The following is an 18250-nucleotide window of genomic DNA, read 5'->3' as shown; positions in this document are numbered from 1 at the left end:
GCATTAATCGGAAACTCGAGTCGCATTGTCTTTATGAACGCGTACCTGGCAGCGACTCCCGCGCAAAGTACGCCGCCGCCTTTTTTACGATATCTCGCTCCATGCGGGCTTCTGCGAGCTCTTTGCGAAGCTTGGCAACCTCCGCCTCCAATTCTGGAACAGAACGGCCGCCTGGCGCCGCTTTAGTCGATGGGCCGCGCTTCGCAGCTGCCACCCAGTTTGCCAATGTGCCTTTAGGAATGGTAAGTCGGGTCGCCGCGTCCTCCAGCGTCAAGCCCTGGGCCAAGACCAGCTTTACTGCTTCTTCCCGAAGCTCTGGCGTGTACGTTTTAACTCGTTTCATTAATTGCTCTCCAGTTGGTGAAGTTTACCAAACAGGAGTGTCCGAAAAACTCAGGTTACCTCAATTAGCGGCCTAAGTTGAGCAGGAACAGCTGGGTCATTACATTTGCCCGCACCAGGAAAAATCTGGCAAGCGGTGGTCGAAGATGCAGGCGATGGAACAGGAGATGCAATGATCGTTCTTCCAAACGACTTACTGGCTCGGATCGGATGGGTGATCGGTGACGCGCTTGAAATCATCACAGCTCAAGCGGGCACGGTGATTTTGCGATGTAACGAGGACCGGTCTTTGCTATGAATATTTTCATCGACACTGAGTTCACAGATCTTCTTAATCCTCGACTAGTGAGCCTGGGCCTCGTTGCAGAAACAGGGGAAGAGTTCTATGCCGAGCTGCCGTATCACAAGAAGGACTGCAGCCAATTTGTTCGAGAAGCTGTACTTCCATTGCTCGGTCATGACCCACTTGCTCAAATGACTGAAGGCGAGCTATTCAGGAGGTTGAATGATTGGCTGCGGCTAGTTAAGCCACGAGGCGATGGCTTGGTTATTTGTTATGATTCAGCAATTGATTGGACTTTGTTGACCGAAGCACTTGATGGGCATCTTCCTGCCTGGTGTGAACCGCGCCTTGTCGATGACTGCATTAGCGAACTACTGCGGTACGACTACCATAAGCAAACATGGCTGCCCGAACACCATGCGCTCAACGACGCAAAAGCAAATTGCTATGCGTTTAGGGAACGTGCATGAATTTTACGCTTCGAACGGCCCGCCTTATTTCATTGGATTTTGCATGCCAGAGTTTTCTTGGGAACCGCTAGATTTTCTTGATGCCCTTGGGGTCATTCCCATCGAGGAGGAGGATGGAATCTCCTACAGTTATCAAGTCGATCGCAGCCCGTTGACGGTGTCACTAATGATTTGGCCGCTTGCCGGCGACGTTGAGCTTGAGGTTCGATGTGCAGGAGTGAGCACCCACATTGTCCTTCTCAATCTTCTAAACAGCCCTGGGGCAAGAGTCGTGAGTGCTAAAGACGGAAAGTTCATTGAGTTCGCAGCTGCCAATATGTTCTCCGGACGATACGACAACACCCGGCCGGCGCCTTACGGATTTCGTCTGTGGGTCGAGCCCGAGTTCCAGGTCACGACGTTCATCTACGACGTGTAATACAAAAAATTCTATTGCACCGTATAAGCCCCCTGCGTATGCCACCTATTCCACAATTTGTCGCCGAGATCAAGTTCCATTTCGAGGAGCATGGAGAAGACCGTCGGAGAAAATTCGTATTCGATGAAACGCTGCACCGGCGCGTCCCAATGCGGATGGACGGAGTAGATGGACTCAATACAGTCGGAATGTGGGTCGATTCCGCCGCAGTGTTTGAAAAGGGTGAGGTAGCGGTCGTACGATGCATCGTGATCGCACCGGAGCTGTTCGTCGACGTGGTGATACCTGGCGTGAGGTTTGAACTATGGGATGGTGGTTTTTTCGCCTCGGGGAAGGTCATCGAGCGTATCGACGCCGGCTGGCAAGAAGCCCAGGGCCAATGAGCAACCAGTCCCCACCATCAAGCAAACCAGAATCGACAACAACGATGCTGCACATAATTTTCACGGAGTCGAGCCTTCTTCTGTCGAAGAAGGACTACCAGGACTGGCGAGCCATACGGGAAGAATTTGAAGACTATAAGGCTTCGTTGGGACCTTGGCCGGAGGCGGAAGTATCCGCCTACTTGGACGACGAGTATTCGAGCATCGTTCCGAGTGCCCAGATACAGGTATCTCAGTTCCTGAAGTCAGTCGCGCTCGAAGTTGAAGTCCAGTTTTCGAAGTAGGCAATGAAGACAAAGAAATTCGAACAGTATGAAGTGGTCCGCGTGCTAGGAATACGAGCGGCAATAGGTGCGCTTGATGATGCATTCAATTTGCGCGCCCCGGCCATTGGCGATGTCGCCACGATTATCGAAGTCTATACTTCGCCTCCCGGCTATGAGTTGGAATGCAGCGACGGTAGCGGCATCACTCAGTGGTTAATGGCGTTTAGCCCGGAGGACGTCGATCTCGAACTGGCGAAGCAATGAAGCGCAAGCTACTGATTTTTGACCTGGACGAAACACTCGTACATGCGAGGATTGAGTCGCTCCCACATCCAGCCGATTTTGTTTGGCATGGGTATCACGTCTACAAACGTCCTTTCCTGAAAGAGCTGTTGTCCCAGGTTTGCCAGGTCTACGACATCGCAGTATGGTCGTCGTCATCGCGTGAATACGTTGATGTCGTGGTGGAGAACGTGTTCGGCACTCAGGTCGAGGTGAAATTTGCTTGGGCCATCGACCGATGCGTCCAACGAGTTCATCCCCAGTCGAACGGGTACGTCTATATCAAGGACCTGCGAAAAGTTCAAAGCCAAGGGTACGAGGTCGAGCAGATCATCATTGTTGACGACTCTCCCGAGAAGATTGCGCGACAGCCAAGGAATCATCTTGGAATTGCACCTTTCATGGGAAAGCAAGATGACGTAGAACTTCTGGCATTGACCGATGATCTGCTTCGTCGTGTCGGACAATTAGCAGTCGCTGACGATTCTGAAGATTTGAGTGAACACTTCGAACTGACCATCAACGGAACCCCGCCAGAAATGCTGAACGCGATTTGCCAGGGCTTTGTCTGCGAATCATTGCATATTCAAGGCCAGCCTCCCGCGTCTGCAAATGTTACCTATTTGAAGTTCAGCGGTACTTGGTATCGCCTCTACTTTGAGTTTCGCTGCATGTTTTGGCGTAGGTATGACGAAGAAGCGCTACCCTGGTCGACGGAGCATCCTTGGACGGAGTACGTAGATTTGGCAAATGCGTACGGGTTTGCAGGTCAACACCTTATATCATGTACGGAAAAGGCGACAGCGAACGGCAGCGAAGTAGCCTTCGTTTTTGAGAATGGATTGACGGTATCCATCAAAGATAGCGATGACCGAACTTCGTTTGAAGTCACGGACTTCGTGCCAACGTCAACTTGACCTTGCGTTCAATCGGAAATGGCAAACCACATATGCTCAAACACCTAAAGAGACACTGGAATGAGGGACGCGGCGACGAGTACGAATCATGGGGGACTTCCTGGTGGTTCTTCGAAGTGAATGTGGACGGCGAAGTTCTCAAGCAAGCTGAACTTTACGAAGTTGGAAGGCTACTACGTTATAGTGCTGCCCACCTGGAGGATGAATTCGGGGCACTCGCCGAAGCATCAATCGATATGTCAGATGCAGAGTACACCGAGATCTCTCCAGAAGAATTCGAAGCGATCTGGAATAGAACGTGACGCAGATCCAGCGTTGACTGGTACAGGCCTGTTCTCAGATCGTTCCCAACACAGACTTGAAAACCATGATGCAAATGAATGAACGGCTAGAAGCCGTGAACGACGAGGCGACATTCTTAGCGTTTGTTGATGCTCTCATCGCCGACAGGCAGACAAATGGCGAAAGTTGGGAAAACAATTCCATCGAAGGATTTTTGGAGTCGGCCAGTAGTTGGGCAGCGGATTCAAACTTCGGTGCGAGGCAGGGCCTTTCACAGGCGTCACTGTGGAAGAAGTTCGCAGTGTTCCTCTACTGCGGGAAGATTTACGAATAGGATTGCAGCCTCCTATGTAGGCTATGGCGGTGACAGCATAGACGAAGGTCGCAGCTTCACAGATCTGCCAATTCCTATCGCACTTAAAGGTAGCAATGGAGCTTAAAAAGTTAGTTAGCGAGTTGACGGTGACCGGCACGTATCGACACGCATTGTTCTATAACTTTCCCGGAGGCCTTCGCTTCGAATTTTCGGAAGGTGGAAGCGCCCTCGACCAGGTTCTAACCGCATTACGTAAATCAACGGCGGTATGCGAGGATGCGCTCGGGCACGGCGGCTTCGTGGTTCACTTGAAGCGCTTCGTTGGCGCTACACGCTTCGAGCTTAGAGATACTCTTCGTGAGCTTAACCTCGCAGGAATTTCGATTCCCAGAATCCGGAGCGCGTGGGTCGAGACCAACGAGGATGATAACCCCCTGTGTCAGACTACTTGTCGGGTAATTCAATCGGTTTGATTGGAGCCTGACCAAGGGTCTGGTGCACCGCGAAACGCAGTTGCCGCCTCGGAATCGACATCTCTCTACCGAGGCAGGAATGACAGCAAGACACACAGAAGCATTTATCGAACAGGCACTGGTCAAGGCGTTTTCGCGCGGCTCGCGTAGCGCCACGTCAGTCGCTGAGGAACTCAATCTCAGCCACCATACGTTAAGATCCTGGATGAAGAAAAAATCAGTATCGACACCGGCCTCGGCGAAGGCAACGGAAAAACGCCCGCAGGACTGGACGGCGCAAGAGCAACTGGCGGCTTTGCGGGAAACCCATGGCATGAATCCCGAGGACGTGCAGGCATGGTGCCGTGCACGCGGCCTGTTCCCTCACCATTTGACGAGTTGGGAAGCGGCGTTCTGCTCCGGCGCCAAGGAGCCGGCGCCGAGCGCCCGCGAACTGCGCACCTTGAAGGACGAATTGGCCAAGCTCAAGCGTGAAGTGGGACGCAAGGACAAGGCGTTGGCCGAGGCGGCGGCGTTGTTGGTGCTGCAAAAAAAGTTCCGGGCGCTGTGGGAGGACGAGGAAAAATGACCGCGCTCCCGCAGCGCCAGAACGTGATGGCATTGGTGGCCGAAGCCGTCGTTGCTGGCGCGCGCCAAGAGCAAGCGTGCGCCGCCATCGATCTGAGCGAACGCACCCTGCAGCGCTGGCAAGACGACGCGCGGGCAGCGGTGGGCGACCGCCGACCGGCCAGGGTTCAGAAGCCCGTGAACGCACTGAGCGAGCTTGAGCGCGAGCGCCTGCTGCGAGTCGTCAATTCGAAGGAGTTCGGCCATCTGCCGCCAAGCCAGATCGTGCCCAGACTGGCTGACCGTGGCGAGTATTTGGCGTCGGAATCGACCATCTACCGCCTGCTGAAACGGCACGGCCAGTTGGCGCACCGGCGTGCCGAAAAACCCTCGAAGCCCAGGGCTAGGCCGCGTGCGCTGAGGGCGACGGGGCCGAACCAGTTGTTCAGTTGGGATATCACCTACTTGCCAACTGCGGTCAGGGGCAGCTTTTTTTACCTGTATCTTTTCATGGATATCTTCAGCCGGAAAATCGTCGGCTGGCAGGTCTATGAGGCCGAGTGCAGCGAATTGGCGGGAGCGGTGATGCGCGACATCTGCACACGTGAGCGTCTCGCGCCCGAGCAGGTGGTGCTGCATTCTGACTATGGCGCCCCGATGAAGGGAGCGACCATGCTGGCCACGCTGCAGGCGCTGGGCGTGATGCCGTCGTTCAGCCGCCCGGCAGTGAGCAATGACAATCCGTACTCGGAAGCTTTGTTCAAGACCATGAAATACCGCCCTGCCTATCCGGTGCGACCGTTCGCCGACCTGATGGCCACGCGCCAGTGGGTGGGTTCCTTCGTCCATTGGTACAACGCCGAACACCGCCACAGCGCCATAGGATTCGTCACGCCGGAGCAACGCCATGCGGGGCTCGATGCCGCGCTGCTGCGCGAGCGAACCGCCGTCTACAAGGTCGCCAAGGCCTTGCACCCCAACCGCTGGAGCGGCGAGGTACGTAACTGGACGCCGATTGAGATCGTGCATCTGAATCCCGAAAAAGGACATTCTTTGAACAGCAGCATGGAGGTGGCCCAGCACATAGTGAAAAAAGCAGCTTGAATTATCAAATTAGGCGACAACTAGCTTGAAAATTTCCGCAGCGCCGTCAAGGTTGGCGTGACACGCGCCGATTCTTTAGGCGCTAAACCGCTATCGCAATTGCAATCGCACCAATGAGGATGCGCTACACCTTAAATTGACGAAATAAGCTTCGCGCCACAACCTGCTCGATGCCCATCGTAGGCCACATCTTTTCCATTATGAGTCCGTTCACTATGGCTGGCCTTGATGGGAAAGGTGCCTCGGCATTGGGGACAGAATGTCATGTCGCCATCAACGGCAACTGGCTTCCCAAGTACTTTGAAATCGCTTGTAGCGCTGATGACTTTTCCGCCGTGCGAAGTCCTATCTCCTAAGCAAATGACGCCGCGGCCTTTGCTATCCTTCATGTCGCCTCCGCAGCCCACAAAGCCTTATCGTTTAATGGAGAAACGTCCTCCGCCCAGAGTTCTGCATTTTTTGATTCGCTTGGGCCAGTCCAACCAAGGATCTCGGCTCTGGGAAAGTGGGGGTACTCATTTCGATGCTTGGCATGTATGGTTGCGGCCCATCCTCTTGGAGTCGATCCTGAAGGTTGCGCGTAAGCGTCCATGGCATCAGCTCGGCAAAGGCGATCTACTTCTTCCGGCCAGATCGGTGCACGACATGTGGACAATGAAAGTACGCGAAAACAGGTTAAGCCCAGGAAGGCAGGCATGAAGAGGACTCTGAATACAATGCCGGCGGTATGATCAATCTCATACACGCAATGCAGGAAGGATTCGCGGATATCTTCATCCTCGGACAAATAGAGCATCGGAGAAGGCAAGGCCGCAGGACCATCGTTCATGTACGTGCAGTAGTAGTTCCACTGTGCCAGCAGATACTCTAATCCCAGGTCACCAAGCCAGTCTTTGCCAATGGCGAAGGCACGTTCAACCAAGACTTTATCGTCAAGTACGTAACCCATGATCTGATAGTTGTTGAATCCAGTCTTTTTCCCCTTGTGAACGCAGAAGATCGTCCTTTCAGACCAAGGAACCTCCCAGCAAATGTCGCCCTCGCCAGGCTTAGCAAAGAAGCGACGGCGACGAATCAGAAATATCTTCTTCTCTTTTCTATGGAAACGAATCGTTCGACGCGTAAGCGAGAAGAACTCATCACGCCCAAGAAAAACTGTCAGATATCCAAACCCAAGCGTCATAGGGACAGTCACCGCAAGAAAAGTAAGCGAACCAGCGATATGCTGCGGTCCGAGACGATTGTCCAAAAATGGAAGCATCGAGAAAAACAGTCCAACAATCGCGGTGGCAAAGGAAACGAACGCAGCGGCACCTATCCACTGCCTGGCACCAAATGGCTCATCACTTACATCCATATAATTCGAATTTATACGGAAGATAGTTCCGTCGTCAGCTATAACTGGCCCGACCTTTCCTTCGATTCGTAATCGATGCTTGCCATCCCATTCTGGAATCGGCTGTCCGCATTTGCTGGGGAAGATCCGCTCATCCATCCTATCCTCCGACCGCTTCGTTGAAAGATTTCACTTCTTCCTCGCTCGAAAGGTATCTGTCATTTTCCGTGCCAAAGAAGCATCTGCTTATCCATGTCTGTAGATCTGCCCTGTTAAGATATGGCAACAGGAGTGCGAAAGCCACTGCTGCAATCAGGGCAATCCATAACGCTGGAACTGCGGCGTATGCTGCGACAAAAAGGATAGTCCCGGCCATGCCGGACAAAACATAAGTGGTGGAAGCACCAAGTCGATCGCTTTGCCATGCAAGCCACGCTTTTTGAAGATCAAAAATCGCCCCAACTAATCCGGCTAGGCCTCCCATTACGCGAGCGGAACCAGCAACGCGTCCCAGAGTCGTGGGAGTGATCTTCCAATGTTCAAGGAGATACAGTGAGAGTGGATGCGTCGTGGATTTCATCGCGGTCGTTGCGGAAGCTTCAGTCACCGTCATGAGTATGCCGAAAGCTGCTCCCCCGGCCTTAACTCGTGTTTCGAGCTCGTTGTAGCGATTGTTTTCACTCAAATCGTTAAGCGCGAATCCCAGGGCGATCAATTGGACGATCGACGTCACTACGCCGAGCCGGAACTCTCGCGGAGACGATGAACCCAACCACTTCTTACCTTGATCTAGTCCTGGAAGAACTTGACGGACGCTATCCGCCGCGATCACCCCTTCTTGACTGATTGACTTCATGTCAATTTCAAGGATGCATAGCGTTGATTCGTTCCGAAGTCTGGCCGCGGTCTTTGCTGCGTCATATGCTGCAGCTCTGGCTTGCTGCCGGGTTTGCGATAAAGGCAAAGACTCGTTACGTACCTTTTCGAGAATCCAATCCCACAGTTCTCTCTTAGTCTTGTGGCGAGCCCAAATAACTACGTGACCGGTAACGGAAAGGCCTGCCATCACAAGGTTTCGAACCACAAATGAAGTCGTGCTTCGCACGGCATCGATTAGAACATTAGCGATTGTCAGGATCAGGCTCTCTACCAGTTTGGCCGCTTCGGTCTTCGATACTTTTTCGTAAGCCCTCTTGTAAAGGTTAAGAATTCCTTCAGTAGGGAAGTCGCTGTATTTCAAGTGTGGAGAAGTAGCATTGATTAGCGCCGCCTGGTTAAACAGCAGCGCTTTTCCCAGCAAGTTCTTGGTGTCCTTGATGCTTTCAGCACTTAGCCAGGCGAGCAGCACTTCCTTGCACTGAGCGGTGTTGACGCCATGGCCGATACACTGCGCTAGGGATTCTCGATAGGCGTAACCACTGCGAATGTCTTCGTCATCGTGTACAGCCTCCATCCAGTCGGCTAGCTGCGCTGACTGAAGCCAGGCGCTATGCAGAATGGCTAGCCGGGTGGCCTTTGATTCGAATTCCTTCATAGCCGCGGCGTATTTTGATGGAAACTCCTTCAATCGAACCTTATCCAACAAAGGCTTTCCATCTACGATCAGTTCGTCCCACGCTACGTCTACCTCCGCCTGTATCGCCTTCTCACGTTCAGCTTCGGTTCGATGGAAAACGTGCCTTTCAGGCTTGGGTAAGGCGCCGCCCCGAACAACCATCATTTCGACTTTTGGCTGCGGACCTGTGACGTGCTTGACCTCCGCCTTGCGCAAAGCATCACTCCGTACGCCTGACTCCAACGACTCCAGTAGATTCATGCAGACAGAACCCCGGTGAGCAGCCGCATCGAAGCCAGCATGGGCTATCGGCAAAGTCAGTTCGCTTAAATCATTCGCGATCCCTACCGGGTCATCCAGTGCGACCACGAATGCCTTTCCTACTGAACTGCTTTTGGCGAAAAGCTGCTCAAATCGCGTCCGCATCAGGCGCCGTTTTCCTTCCACGTCGGTCGATGTCGCACTAAAACCGAAAGCGGCCTTTAGCGTTTTTGCATTTGCGACAAAGTGCGGAATGCTGTTTGCGGCAGCCGAAAATTCACGTGCATGCGGAACGTCCCCCTTCAGCATCGAAGGCACGTCGAAACATTTCATATGCAGCTTGCGCCAGGAAATATCCGGCACTCGTTCCCTTAGCCGCTTCGTCCAAAAGGAGTTTGACCAACCGCACCAAACCCGGCCAGCGGGATCCGCATCCGAATGATCGATAGAAAAGCAGGTTGGAACTACTGAACGTATCGCAAAGACACAAGCGTGCGAGCCATCCGGCACTTGCTGCACTGGGTCATAGGCCTCGTCGATCGGCGACAAAAACCCGGTTGGCAAGACTACAAACGCTTTCAGCCGCCTCCTCTTTTCATCATAGACGTACAGGTATCCTGATCTGGGAGCGCGCAATGAGTATTTGGCAGGGCCGATATCTTGAGGCCCTCCTTCGACACGAAACGGCCCTGATAGACCCGGCACACCCGATGCACCGGCCGGACAGGCGATGGCGTAACGTACAGGGTAAAACAATATGCCGCTGCGGTCACAGTAGCTGCAGGTCTGCTTGAACATGCGTTACCTCATATAGGCGGGAAATTGGGATGCTGATGTCAAGCGCTCCAGCTCGTCCTCATCCACCAAGCCTCGAAATTCCGGCCATTTCATGTGCCCATCGGCGACCTTTTCGAACAGGCCTTCTAGAACGCGGTGGAGCTTGAATGAATCTCCGAACAAAACCAGTAATCTGGCGTATTCCACTTGATGCACTGGTTCCATCAGCCGCAATTTGGCCGCGGCTTCGCGCATACCGCTCACAATTGCATGCTGCATCCGGGCAGGGTCTTTTTCCTCAACACTCTTTCTCGCACAGATCTCCGTATGAACGCGATGTATGATCTCGCAGCTCGAGAATATCGCCCATTGATCAGGAGTTGGCCATGACTGATCAGGATTCCTAAACGAATCCGAGGGATGCTGGCCCCCTTCAACGCGCCACCAGGTCCCAGACCATGGAAGTAACCAATGTTGGATGCCGTGGAAAAGCGCATCGCGTTGTTCCGAAGTCAGCACACGATGTGCCAATGACGTCACCCTCGGATCGTAGTATCGCCAAATCAACCGACGGCCAGCATTTGTTCCTACGAGGCGTTCCGCAAGTACCGCAGCCAGATCGTCACCACTCAGTTCACTTCGAATCCAGGCGCAGACATATGGCGGCCTGGTATGCTCAAGCTCGGCGAGGCAGAGGTCTTGAATCAACTCGCCATCGGATTCCGATGCGTTCCGAAGGTCAATCAACTGAGGCATCAAGTGTTCAATTTTTCCCATTCCGAACGGGATGCAGGGGATTCCGATGAGGCATTGATCTTCAATGAAGTGCGGTCTGTTCGATGGCTCGAGCAGTACATAACCTTCATGTAAAGGCGGTTGCCATCCGTCTTCCTCGCGGTTCATCATCAACCTCCGCTCAATGAATAGGATGCGCTTCCCGATTGGGCCGCACTTCCAGCCTGCTTCTCACAGCCACTCGAACCGGGGAAGTCGGCCTTCATTGACTTACCCTTCATCGTTTGGTGATCAGCGGCGTGCATTTCGTTCTTCCCAGCCGTGTAGCCCTTGATTCCCTCCGAACTCAATACGAGCTCACTGCCGCCCCCATTCAACCGGATCCCTTGCTTTGCCTTCAAGTTGATCCAGTCGGCGGTGCTGATCAGCTCAACGACCTTCTTCGCCACAATTTCGACTGCGTCTAGATTGGATCTCAACTCAAGCTTCCCCACTGCGGCGACTACTTTGGCTCCACCTTGATTTGCGAAGAGACGAAGGCCCTGGGCCGAACGAAGATAGGTTTTTCCGGCCGACGAAAAGCGCATTGTGTTGCTGCTGCAGATATCTACGTCCGTGGCTGCGCCGATCAATAAAGGTCCACCACTTATTGCTGTGACGCCTGACGGGCCATTGATGGCCGTAATTTGTGCCCCTTGTTCGTCCCACTTGGCAAGAACCTCTTCCAACTGCTGCAGCTCATTGCATGCATCATCTTCATCCGCGTACTTTGCAGCCAACTTCGACAGTTGCTCTGCGATCCTCTTTGTCCCGGCCACGACTTGCATAAATGCTGGGCGATGCAGCATCCTGTCCTCGCCGCCTCCATCAATTTCGCTCGTGATAAGGACTCCTTCCATTCCTCGAACGACGGCGCCAAGTTCACTCCGAAGTTCTGCACCCTGCCCACGAGGTTTCGCGGAGCCACTTTCTCGCTCTGTAGCCAGAAACCCCAAGTTAAGTTGCGTCTTCCCGTGATCGCTTGCCAACTGCGCACCAATTTCACCGGCCGTATCATCGAACCTCAGTTGATTAGAGCGGCCGCCACCAATTTCCCGACTACGGATGCCAGAAAGATATCGGCTTTCCGGCAATCCACCGCCCCGGCTTAGCGCAGGAGGCAGGCCTATCTGGTTATAAGTTTGACCAATGAGAATAGGTTTGTCAGGATCGCCGCCCAGAAATGCGATAAGGACTTCACTTCCTACTCGAGGAAGAAGCAAGCCGCCGCATTGATGATGAATTCCTGGTCCGTTACCGGCCCAATTGCTTACCACTCGTACCCAGGCGGAGTCATAATCCCGGCCAGCCGCGCCTGCGCCTTGAGCGTGTTTGTGGTCTTCTTCTCGCGTGGCGCGAAAACGGATCTTCACACGACCAAGTTCATCGCAGTGGACTTCCTCGCCCTCAGGGCCGACGACGATGGCGCTTTGCATCGGCACGTTTGGAACGTCAGTGCGAGGGTCAAACGCTGGCACGATAGGAATTCCTCGTCGAACGGCAGCGATCTTTACTTTGACGCGCGTTGCAGACTGTTCGCTTTCCGGATCTGGCATCCAACGACTTCTTGAAAAGAGTCGTTCGACGCGGGAGGTCAGCTCTTTCGATAGATTGTTTGAAATCGCCAGCTCTAACGAAGTGATGACGAATTCGCGTTCGCCATTGGGGTGCGCGTCGATTTCAGGATGCCCCTCCAGCTCGAAGTACTCGCCAACGCAGAAGTCACGCACACCTCCCTCACCATGAAAGCATTTGGTTTCAATATCGTGCCGCTTCATGGCCAACTGGCCTAACAAACAAAGGTCGTCGTGGTCGTCTCCGGCATGAGGAGAAAGGATCTGGTAATCGTCCAGCGTTGCGCACATTTCATTACCGATTGATCCCTGGTCTGATTGACCTTCGACCGTCGTTGTCATGAATTCAGTATCAGTTGGGTTCTTGTAATTCCAGCTGAAGCGCGACACGCGGCCCGGCTGCAATGTGCGGACCGAGCACCAGGACGTGATGCTGTCCCGCTCCTCAGTAGCCGCATCGCGGTGGTATCGAACAACGCCGGCAGCATTCAGTGGCAGGGTGTCGGCGTTATCGAACAAGACCATCGCATGCGACGGCCAGTTTGATTCATCCGCGCGGAAATGCCATGCAATGCCACGTCGTTTTAGAAGACGGCGAATAAAGGCAGCATCCGATTCGTTGTACTGCATGGTGAACTCGCGCCGAGGGTACGCATCGCCCCTGAATGACTCGTCCATCTCGTAGCGGAAGCAGGTGCCGATGACGGGATTGGTCTGCCTCCATTCACCCAGGATAACCTGCACGATCTCCACTTCATTCTTGTTGCGGAATACACGGGTGTTGTTGCGCTTTTCCATGATGGACAAAGCATCGCGCAGCACCAGCTGGTAGCTTGCCAGGCCACCATCGCTGTCTCCGGAACGCGCCTCGGTGACAATGCCGCACACACTTCGCAAATCGCCACGGTCGGTCACGATATCCACTGCGACCGGCAATGCAATCAGTTCTTTGAGTGGGATGAATGCATCCAGCGAAACGCATAGGATGCGGTATTCAATGCCGCCGCAGATAGACTCGCGTCCTTGCACCCGCTGCGGCAGAAGCACATCCTCCAGCATTTGCGTGGGGTGAGCCAATCGGAGGCGCAACGGACGATTCTCGGTGACCAGATCCTTGTGTTGCTGGAAGAAGCTGAGCAAGGCGCTATCCACGGCGGGCTCCGTTCATCTGGTTGACGCGAAGGCCCATGGTGGCACGCGAGAATATTGCCGGCCTTGATCTTTGGCAAAGATGCAGTTCGCGCTAGTGTCCACCCGGTTTCGGTAGGCACAGAATCAGGCGCGCGATCCTACCCGCGCAATACCACTGCCAGTGTTGATTCAATGTATGCGCTGTTGCGTGGATTTTCTGGCAGCGCGGCGGTCAGCCGGAATTTGACTTCCTCGCTCGACATGCCCGTCGCCTTGCAGGCGTTGGCAGCCGCCAGCCAGGCGGAAAAGACTTCTGCGCCTGTTATCTCATAACCATAGCCTTGGGCAATGTAGGAAATCGCTGCGAGGCTGGCAGCCAAGGCGAATTCCGGCTGTCGCTGCGCAAAATCTTCGCCGGCACGAATCAGCGTGCGCGGATCGGTCGGGCTTTGCTGTACCAGTTCGATTGCCAGGTCGTACAAGCCGGCATACTTGGCCGCAGCGAACCACTTGCCTTCTTGTCCCGGCTTGCTGGCTGCCAGGTCGCGCAGGATGCGCTCACTGTCCATTGCCGGGTACTTCTTGCGGATGGAGCGGAAAATGGCAAGATTGGTCGTGCCGCTTGCAGCCGCCATGGCGTAGCGCGCGTAGGCTTCCTCAACGTGGCCGCTGTCCAGCAAGATGGTTTCGCAAAACGCCGGAATGGCGGATGCATCCAGGCTGTCGGTCTTGGTTGCTTCTGCATATTCAATTGCTTTGGCCGGCTCGCCTTTGGCCAGCCAGGCCTTCGCTCCCCAGCGTCTGTCGTACCACCACTTCAGGCTCGACATTTCCAGAAGTTCCAGCAGTTCATCGTATCGCTTGGCGGCGTAGAGACAGCTCAGGCACGGAGTGCATCCTTTATAGTAGCTGTATGTCTCTTTGGGGGCAGTCCAGTTTTCTTTCAGCCCGGGCAAGAACTTGTCTGCCCATTGCGATGCCATGTCTGGCGAAGCGCATAGTTCACCCCAGTGGTCGGCCAGGCGGTCGAGGTAACCCATACCTGCTTCATCCAGCGTCTTCCACAAGCATTCCAGCCAGCGCTGGCGGGTTTGCTTGCTTACCTTCGGCTTGGCGATAAGCGGGACCAGGACGTCGATGGCACGGCTCACGGCACTGCCCATGCCACCGGACGAACTATCTACCTGGCTCAGGGCCGGTTCGAGCTTTTCGAATAGCAGGATTCCCCCCTCCGCGGCGAGTTCCGGCTCTGCACGGGCCATCTGCTTGATTTCTGCGAGCGCCTCTTTCAGCCGGGTGATCGGCTTGTCGGAGTTCCAGCCGAAGGCATTGCGTCGAAAGCTTTTGGCGAATTGCCATGTGTGAGGTGGGGTCGGCATAAGCTGTTCCGATAACAAATGGGGGCAAACATACCCGACAGCCACTCCAGTCCAGTGGCCCTCGGACTAGGTATAATCTCCGGCCGCACTCGCACTACCTCATAAAAACATACAAAGCCGCCTCGCTTAACCTCTCAATCCACCAATCATGCTCTTCACAGCCCGCACTTTAACGGCGGCATGGCTGCTTGCCGCCACGTCCGCATTTGCTGCAACGACCTACCCTCCTTCCGCCTTCAAGGACGGAGCGATCAAGTGCCAGCAGGTGCGCGATTTCGCTTGCGCCGAAAAGAACTGGAGCCAATACCTCAAGATGCGTCCTACCGATACGCATGCCATGGCCAGTCTGGCCATCATCTATAACTGGACCGACAAGCCGGAGGCGTCCATCGTGCAGGCGGAAAAGGCTATCGAGATGGGCCAGGGCACTTACGACCTGTTCGCGGCCTATGCGGAAAGCCTGGGAAAGGTGGGTCGCATCGACGAGGCGATCGACTGGTCCTATAAAACGCTGGCGATCATGCCAAGCCTGGTCAATGTGCGCGGCGACCTGGCCAGATGGCTGGTGATGAAGAAACGGGAATATGAGGCGCTGGGCCTGCTGGCGGCGTTTGACGCCACGCTCGAAGAGAAGGGGCACGGCCACTACTTTGACGGCCAGCGCATCGCCATCGAGTCGACGATTGAAAGACGGGGCCAGACCTTGGTCGACGCCCAGAAGACCTTGCGCCTGTCCAAGACCGGCGACCATTTCTATGCGCCGATAAAACTCGGGGATACGCGCGCAATGGCATTCGTGGTGGATACCGGCGCCTCCAAGACCACCCTCAGCGATGCGCTGCTTGCGGCTTCCAAGGCGAGTTACAAAGTCATCCAGCCAAAGTACATCATCGAGCTCGCCGACGGCCGTCGTGTCGCCGCGCGTCTGATCGCGCTCGAGACGGTGATGGTTGGGCCGTTTGAACTGCATAAGGTCTCGGCCATTGTCTGTCCGACCTGTGCTCCGCTACTGGGCCAGGCAACGCTCTCGCAATTCAATATGGCCTCGGCTAAAAAGCAGGGTGTGGAATTCTTGACGCTGGAGCCAAGATCTGTGCGGTAAGCTTTGTCAAGAGCAGCGTCTGAGTTATTGTCATGCCATGAAACTCCGTGCGGCTCCGACGCTGAGAAGGAAGTCTAGAACGATCCCGTATTAACAGCCGCGATTTTGTCGGTCTATGTTGCTGGTCAAAGAACCCATCACCAAGACTCAACCAGTCCCGCAGAATTTCCTCGCATGATTACGAAGCCCCTTACTAATCCGTTTAAATCCTCTCTCGTCCTGATTGGAGCGCTGTTCATCTTGGTCCCGCTGTATGCCAGTGGCCAGCAAGACCTCGCCTTCACCTCCGACGAAATTCGCTTCCTGAACGCCTTACGCGAATATCAGCAAGAATCAAAAGACATGCCATTGAGTGATGCGCAATTTGTGCTGGCCAGCGAGCATGAGTATCGCGGCAATCTGAACGAAGACAGGGATCGCGCCGAAAAGCTTTACCGCCTTGCAGCCAATGCCGGCCATTCCGGAGCGCAGCAACATCTGATCGAAGCCCCCGGCAGCAAGTTAGATAGCAAACGGGCGGCGCTGTGGAAAGCACAGGCAGCGAAAAGTGAGAAAGCGTTTCGTGCAGATTTTCTAGAACGGGCGAAAGGTAACGATCCAGCTGCCCAATTTGCCGCATCGCTGATCTTGTCGGATGTCTCGCAACAGCAGCAATCATTCGCACTCCTTCGCCAGTCTGCGGAGTCCGGCCATTTGGAGGCCCAACTCAGGCTGGCACACAAATATGCACGCGGCATGGACGGCATCGAGAGGAGTGCGGCCAAGAGCAAGCATTGGTTCCTGAAAGCGGCGGAGCAGCTCAGGCCAATGGCGGAAGGCGGCAATCCTTTGGCCGCGCGCATGCTCGGTGATATGTCCAGCCGCGGTGAAGGCGTTCCATACGATCGCGAATTGGCTGCAGTGCTCTTCATGGTCGCGGGAAAACAGTCGCCCTGGTTTACGGAAGAATCTGAAGAACTGCATAAGGTCAAACTGGAACTCTCTCCGGACCGCCTTGCCCGCGCCGAAGGCGTTGCGGCGAAATGGCAACCGGGCCAGGTGCTGCCGCGCGACATGCGGCAGGCTACCTGCACCTCGACCGACTTCGTGCAGCCAAACTTTGACCGCCAGCGCGCGCAGGCGGAATTCGCGAATTTCCAGACCCGCATGCGACAGGCAGTCGACAGCATAACCGGCCTCGATATCTCTGCGGCCAATGAAACGGTTGCGCTCGAGGCCATCCACCAGGCTTTCGCGCCGGTGATCGCTTCCGGCGAGAAGGGCGAGTCATTGTTGATGGCCATCGTTCAACCGGCACCGCGTGGGATCGTTTCGCCAACGGGTGTGATGATCGAAGACATCATGGGTAAAGCCTGCCCGGTTGGATTCGGCGGCACGTTCACGGATGATGGCTATGCCGTTGAAGTTTGGTATGTTGATTTTGATCCGGAGGATCGTGGTGCGTTGAAGGCATTCAAGTCGCCAGAGCTGCCGGCGCATGGAAGTCTGGTGCGAGGAAAATTCCCTGCGCTTGTCTTCACGAGGACCAAGGAAGGACAGCTGCAGCTATACGGTATGTCGCAGGAAATGTCTCGGATCTTGAGTTATTGGTGGGGCGCGCAGCTGATGTAATTGCGGGAAAGTCGAAATGATGACCACTCGCAGCTCTTGGATGCCCAACGCGAGCGCGCTCAATCCGACACCGAGTGAAATTGGCATTGCACTCTTGACTGAGCCATGGTGGATGCCGTTAGTGGACTGCCGGCGTTAGTGCGCCCTTTCCGCGCCAACGTATAATGCCCGCAGCTAGAGTTATCAACGACCCACGAACCATGAGCGCATCGTCAACTACAAATTCAGATCAGCAGCCGGGCAACCTGGCACAGACGCTGGCAGCGGCAAGGGCATCGGGCATCAAGGCGCCATCATTCAAACATCAGCCGTCCTGGCAGGAGCTCGAACTGGACGGCCACTTGAAGCGCCTTGGATGGGGTTTGTTGATCTATATTCTCGCGCTGGCGGCGTTCTGGCTGTTCTTCCTCGGTCGCACTCCAGCGTCGCCCCAGGTTTGGCTAGCCAGTCTCGCCATGCTCGTCCTGAGTTATGTCTTCATGTCGCTGAATGCATACCTCATACAGTCCAAGCTCAATGCATATGAGCTGAGCCAAAGCGGCGCCTGGCAGACGTGGGCCGCTTCATTATTCCTGAACCCGGCCGTTCTCGGCGGGCTTGTTGCGCTTATCATGTTCTTCCGGGCACGCGATATAAAGCGTAAACTGGAAACCAGGCGCTAAGACAAC

General features: G+C 54.8%; 17 protein-coding genes and 2 pseudogenes. 12 read left to right on the top strand and 7 right to left on the bottom strand.

Annotated elements, in window-relative coordinates; genetic code table 11:
* Positions 1-343: pseudogene (locus H597_RS0114865) on the bottom strand (transposase); the annotation flags it as partial.
* Between the two features lie 293 nt (positions 344-636).
* Here H597_RS0114865 and H597_RS34135 point away from each other — a divergent pair.
* From H597_RS34135 to H597_RS0114805, 9 genes and pseudogenes are all read left to right on the top strand, one after another.
* Entirely contained in the window at positions 637-1095 is a 459-nt protein-coding gene (locus tag H597_RS34135) for a 3'-5' exonuclease family protein (RefSeq protein WP_083941110.1), read from the top strand.
* 43 nt (positions 1096-1138) lie between these two features.
* A complete protein-coding gene (locus H597_RS35915) occupies positions 1139-1513 on the top strand; it encodes a hypothetical protein (RefSeq protein WP_035374319.1) in 375 nt (124 codons plus the stop codon).
* 38 nt (positions 1514-1551) lie between these two features.
* Complete coding sequence (locus H597_RS0114845; RefSeq protein WP_028102847.1) at positions 1552-1896, top strand: hypothetical protein; 345 nt, start codon at positions 1552-1554, stop codon at positions 1894-1896.
* Positions 1897-2183: 287 nt separating this feature from the next.
* Positions 2184-2426 (top strand): hypothetical protein, encoded by a 243-nt coding sequence (locus H597_RS0114835; RefSeq protein WP_028102845.1) that lies wholly within the window; start codon positions 2184-2186, stop codon positions 2424-2426.
* Entirely contained in the window at positions 2423-3361 is a 939-nt protein-coding gene (locus H597_RS33345) for an HAD family hydrolase (RefSeq protein WP_051293806.1), read from the top strand. Before H597_RS0114835 ends, H597_RS33345 begins: the two co-directional genes overlap by 4 nt.
* A 32-nt stretch (positions 3362-3393) precedes the next feature.
* Positions 3394-3663 (top strand): hypothetical protein, encoded by a 270-nt coding sequence (locus tag H597_RS0114825; protein ID WP_035374286.1) that lies wholly within the window; start codon positions 3394-3396, stop codon positions 3661-3663.
* A 65-nt stretch (positions 3664-3728) separates the two neighbouring features.
* Entirely contained in the window at positions 3729-3977 is a 249-nt protein-coding gene (locus H597_RS0114820) for a DUF7660 family protein (RefSeq protein ID WP_211232053.1), read from the top strand.
* 95 nt (positions 3978-4072) lie between these two features.
* Positions 4073-4432 (top strand): DUF3885 domain-containing protein, encoded by a 360-nt coding sequence (locus H597_RS36320; protein WP_051293805.1) that lies wholly within the window; start codon positions 4073-4075, stop codon positions 4430-4432.
* A gap of 79 nt (positions 4433-4511) precedes the next feature.
* A pseudogene (locus H597_RS0114805) lies at positions 4512-6082 on the top strand (IS3 family transposase).
* Between the two features lie 131 nt (positions 6083-6213).
* On the opposite strand, the gene H597_RS34130 reads toward H597_RS0114805, so the two are convergent.
* The 6 genes from H597_RS34130 to H597_RS0114775 form a co-directional block, all read right to left on the bottom strand.
* Entirely contained in the window at positions 6214-6471 is a 258-nt protein-coding gene (locus tag H597_RS34130; protein WP_083941109.1) for a PAAR domain-containing protein, read from the bottom strand.
* Positions 6468-7577, bottom strand: a complete 1110-nt coding sequence (locus H597_RS0114800; RefSeq protein ID WP_028102840.1) for a DUF6708 domain-containing protein — start codon at positions 7575-7577, stop codon at positions 6468-6470. Before H597_RS0114800 ends, H597_RS34130 begins: the two co-directional genes overlap by 4 nt.
* Position 7578: 1 nt before the next feature.
* Positions 7579-10032 carry a T6SS effector BTH_I2691 family protein gene (locus tag H597_RS0114795; RefSeq protein WP_028102839.1) on the bottom strand — a complete coding sequence of 818 codons (2454 nt, stop codon included), beginning with the start codon at positions 10030-10032 and terminating at the stop codon, positions 7579-7581.
* A gap of 3 nt (positions 10033-10035) precedes the next feature.
* Complete coding sequence (locus tag H597_RS34125) at positions 10036-10917, bottom strand: DUF4123 domain-containing protein (protein WP_083941108.1); 882 nt, start codon at positions 10915-10917, stop codon at positions 10036-10038.
* Positions 10917-13511: a type VI secretion system Vgr family protein gene (locus tag H597_RS30970; protein ID WP_051293803.1), complete on the bottom strand. Its 2595-nt coding sequence runs from the start codon at positions 13509-13511 to the stop codon at positions 10917-10919. The genes H597_RS34125 and H597_RS30970 overlap by 1 nt, the downstream gene beginning before the upstream one ends.
* A 137-nt stretch (positions 13512-13648) precedes the next feature.
* Positions 13649-14869, bottom strand: a complete 1221-nt coding sequence (locus H597_RS0114775; RefSeq protein ID WP_028102836.1) for a hypothetical protein — start codon at positions 14867-14869, stop codon at positions 13649-13651.
* 148 nt (positions 14870-15017) lie between these two features.
* On the opposite strand from H597_RS0114775, the gene H597_RS0114770 reads away from it, so the two are divergent.
* The 3 genes from H597_RS0114770 to H597_RS0114760 all read left to right on the top strand — a co-directional run bounded on the left by H597_RS0114770 (position 15018) and on the right by H597_RS0114760 (position 18244).
* Positions 15018-15971, top strand: a complete 954-nt coding sequence (locus tag H597_RS0114770; RefSeq protein ID WP_028102835.1) for a retroviral-like aspartic protease family protein — start codon at positions 15018-15020, stop codon at positions 15969-15971.
* Between the two features lie 174 nt (positions 15972-16145).
* A complete protein-coding gene (locus H597_RS33340; RefSeq protein ID WP_028102834.1) occupies positions 16146-17582 on the top strand; it encodes a tetratricopeptide repeat protein in 1437 nt (478 codons plus the stop codon).
* Between the two features lie 200 nt (positions 17583-17782).
* Positions 17783-18244 (top strand): hypothetical protein, encoded by a 462-nt coding sequence (locus tag H597_RS0114760; protein ID WP_028102833.1) that lies wholly within the window; start codon positions 17783-17785, stop codon positions 18242-18244.
* The last annotated feature ends 6 nt before the right edge of the window (positions 18245-18250 follow it).

The sequence above is a fragment of the Pseudoduganella violaceinigra DSM 15887 genome, from assembly GCF_000425385.1.
Lineage (GTDB): Bacteria > Pseudomonadota > Gammaproteobacteria > Burkholderiales > Burkholderiaceae_D > Rugamonas > Rugamonas violaceinigra.
This window is presented reverse-complemented; position numbering and strand designations above follow the sequence as displayed.

What these genes read in the sequence shown, in the direction of transcription:
- H597_RS34135 (WP_083941110.1), top strand. Translation starts at nt 637, where the DNA reads ATGAATATTTTCATCGACACTGAGTTCACAGATCTTCTTAATCCTCGA.
- H597_RS35915 (WP_035374319.1), top strand. Translation starts at nt 1,139, where the DNA reads ATGCCAGAGTTTTCTTGGGAACCGCTAGATTTTCTTGATGCCCTTGGG.
- H597_RS0114845 (WP_028102847.1), top strand. Translation starts at nt 1,552, where the DNA reads ATGCCACCTATTCCACAATTTGTCGCCGAGATCAAGTTCCATTTCGAG.
- H597_RS0114835 (WP_028102845.1), top strand. Translation starts at nt 2,184, where the DNA reads ATGAAGACAAAGAAATTCGAACAGTATGAAGTGGTCCGCGTGCTAGGA.
- H597_RS33345 (WP_051293806.1), top strand. Translation starts at nt 2,423, where the DNA reads ATGAAGCGCAAGCTACTGATTTTTGACCTGGACGAAACACTCGTACAT.
- H597_RS0114825 (WP_035374286.1), top strand. Translation starts at nt 3,394, where the DNA reads ATGCTCAAACACCTAAAGAGACACTGGAATGAGGGACGCGGCGACGAG.
- H597_RS0114820 (WP_211232053.1), top strand. Translation starts at nt 3,729, where the DNA reads ATGATGCAAATGAATGAACGGCTAGAAGCCGTGAACGACGAGGCGACA.
- H597_RS36320 (WP_051293805.1), top strand. Translation starts at nt 4,073, where the DNA reads ATGGAGCTTAAAAAGTTAGTTAGCGAGTTGACGGTGACCGGCACGTAT.
- H597_RS34130 (WP_083941109.1), bottom strand. Translation starts at nt 6,471, where the DNA reads ATGAAGGATAGCAAAGGCCGCGGCGTCATTTGCTTAGGAGATAGGACT.
- H597_RS0114800 (WP_028102840.1), bottom strand. Translation starts at nt 7,577, where the DNA reads ATGGATGAGCGGATCTTCCCCAGCAAATGCGGACAGCCGATTCCAGAA.
- H597_RS0114795 (WP_028102839.1), bottom strand. Translation starts at nt 10,032, where the DNA reads ATGTTCAAGCAGACCTGCAGCTACTGTGACCGCAGCGGCATATTGTTT.
- H597_RS34125 (WP_083941108.1), bottom strand. Translation starts at nt 10,917, where the DNA reads ATGATGAACCGCGAGGAAGACGGATGGCAACCGCCTTTACATGAAGGT.
- H597_RS0114775 (WP_028102836.1), bottom strand. Translation starts at nt 14,869, where the DNA reads ATGCCGACCCCACCTCACACATGGCAATTCGCCAAAAGCTTTCGACGC.
- H597_RS0114770 (WP_028102835.1), top strand. Translation starts at nt 15,018, where the DNA reads ATGCTCTTCACAGCCCGCACTTTAACGGCGGCATGGCTGCTTGCCGCC.
- H597_RS33340 (WP_028102834.1), top strand. Translation starts at nt 16,146, where the DNA reads ATGATTACGAAGCCCCTTACTAATCCGTTTAAATCCTCTCTCGTCCTG.
- H597_RS0114760 (WP_028102833.1), top strand. Translation starts at nt 17,783, where the DNA reads ATGAGCGCATCGTCAACTACAAATTCAGATCAGCAGCCGGGCAACCTG.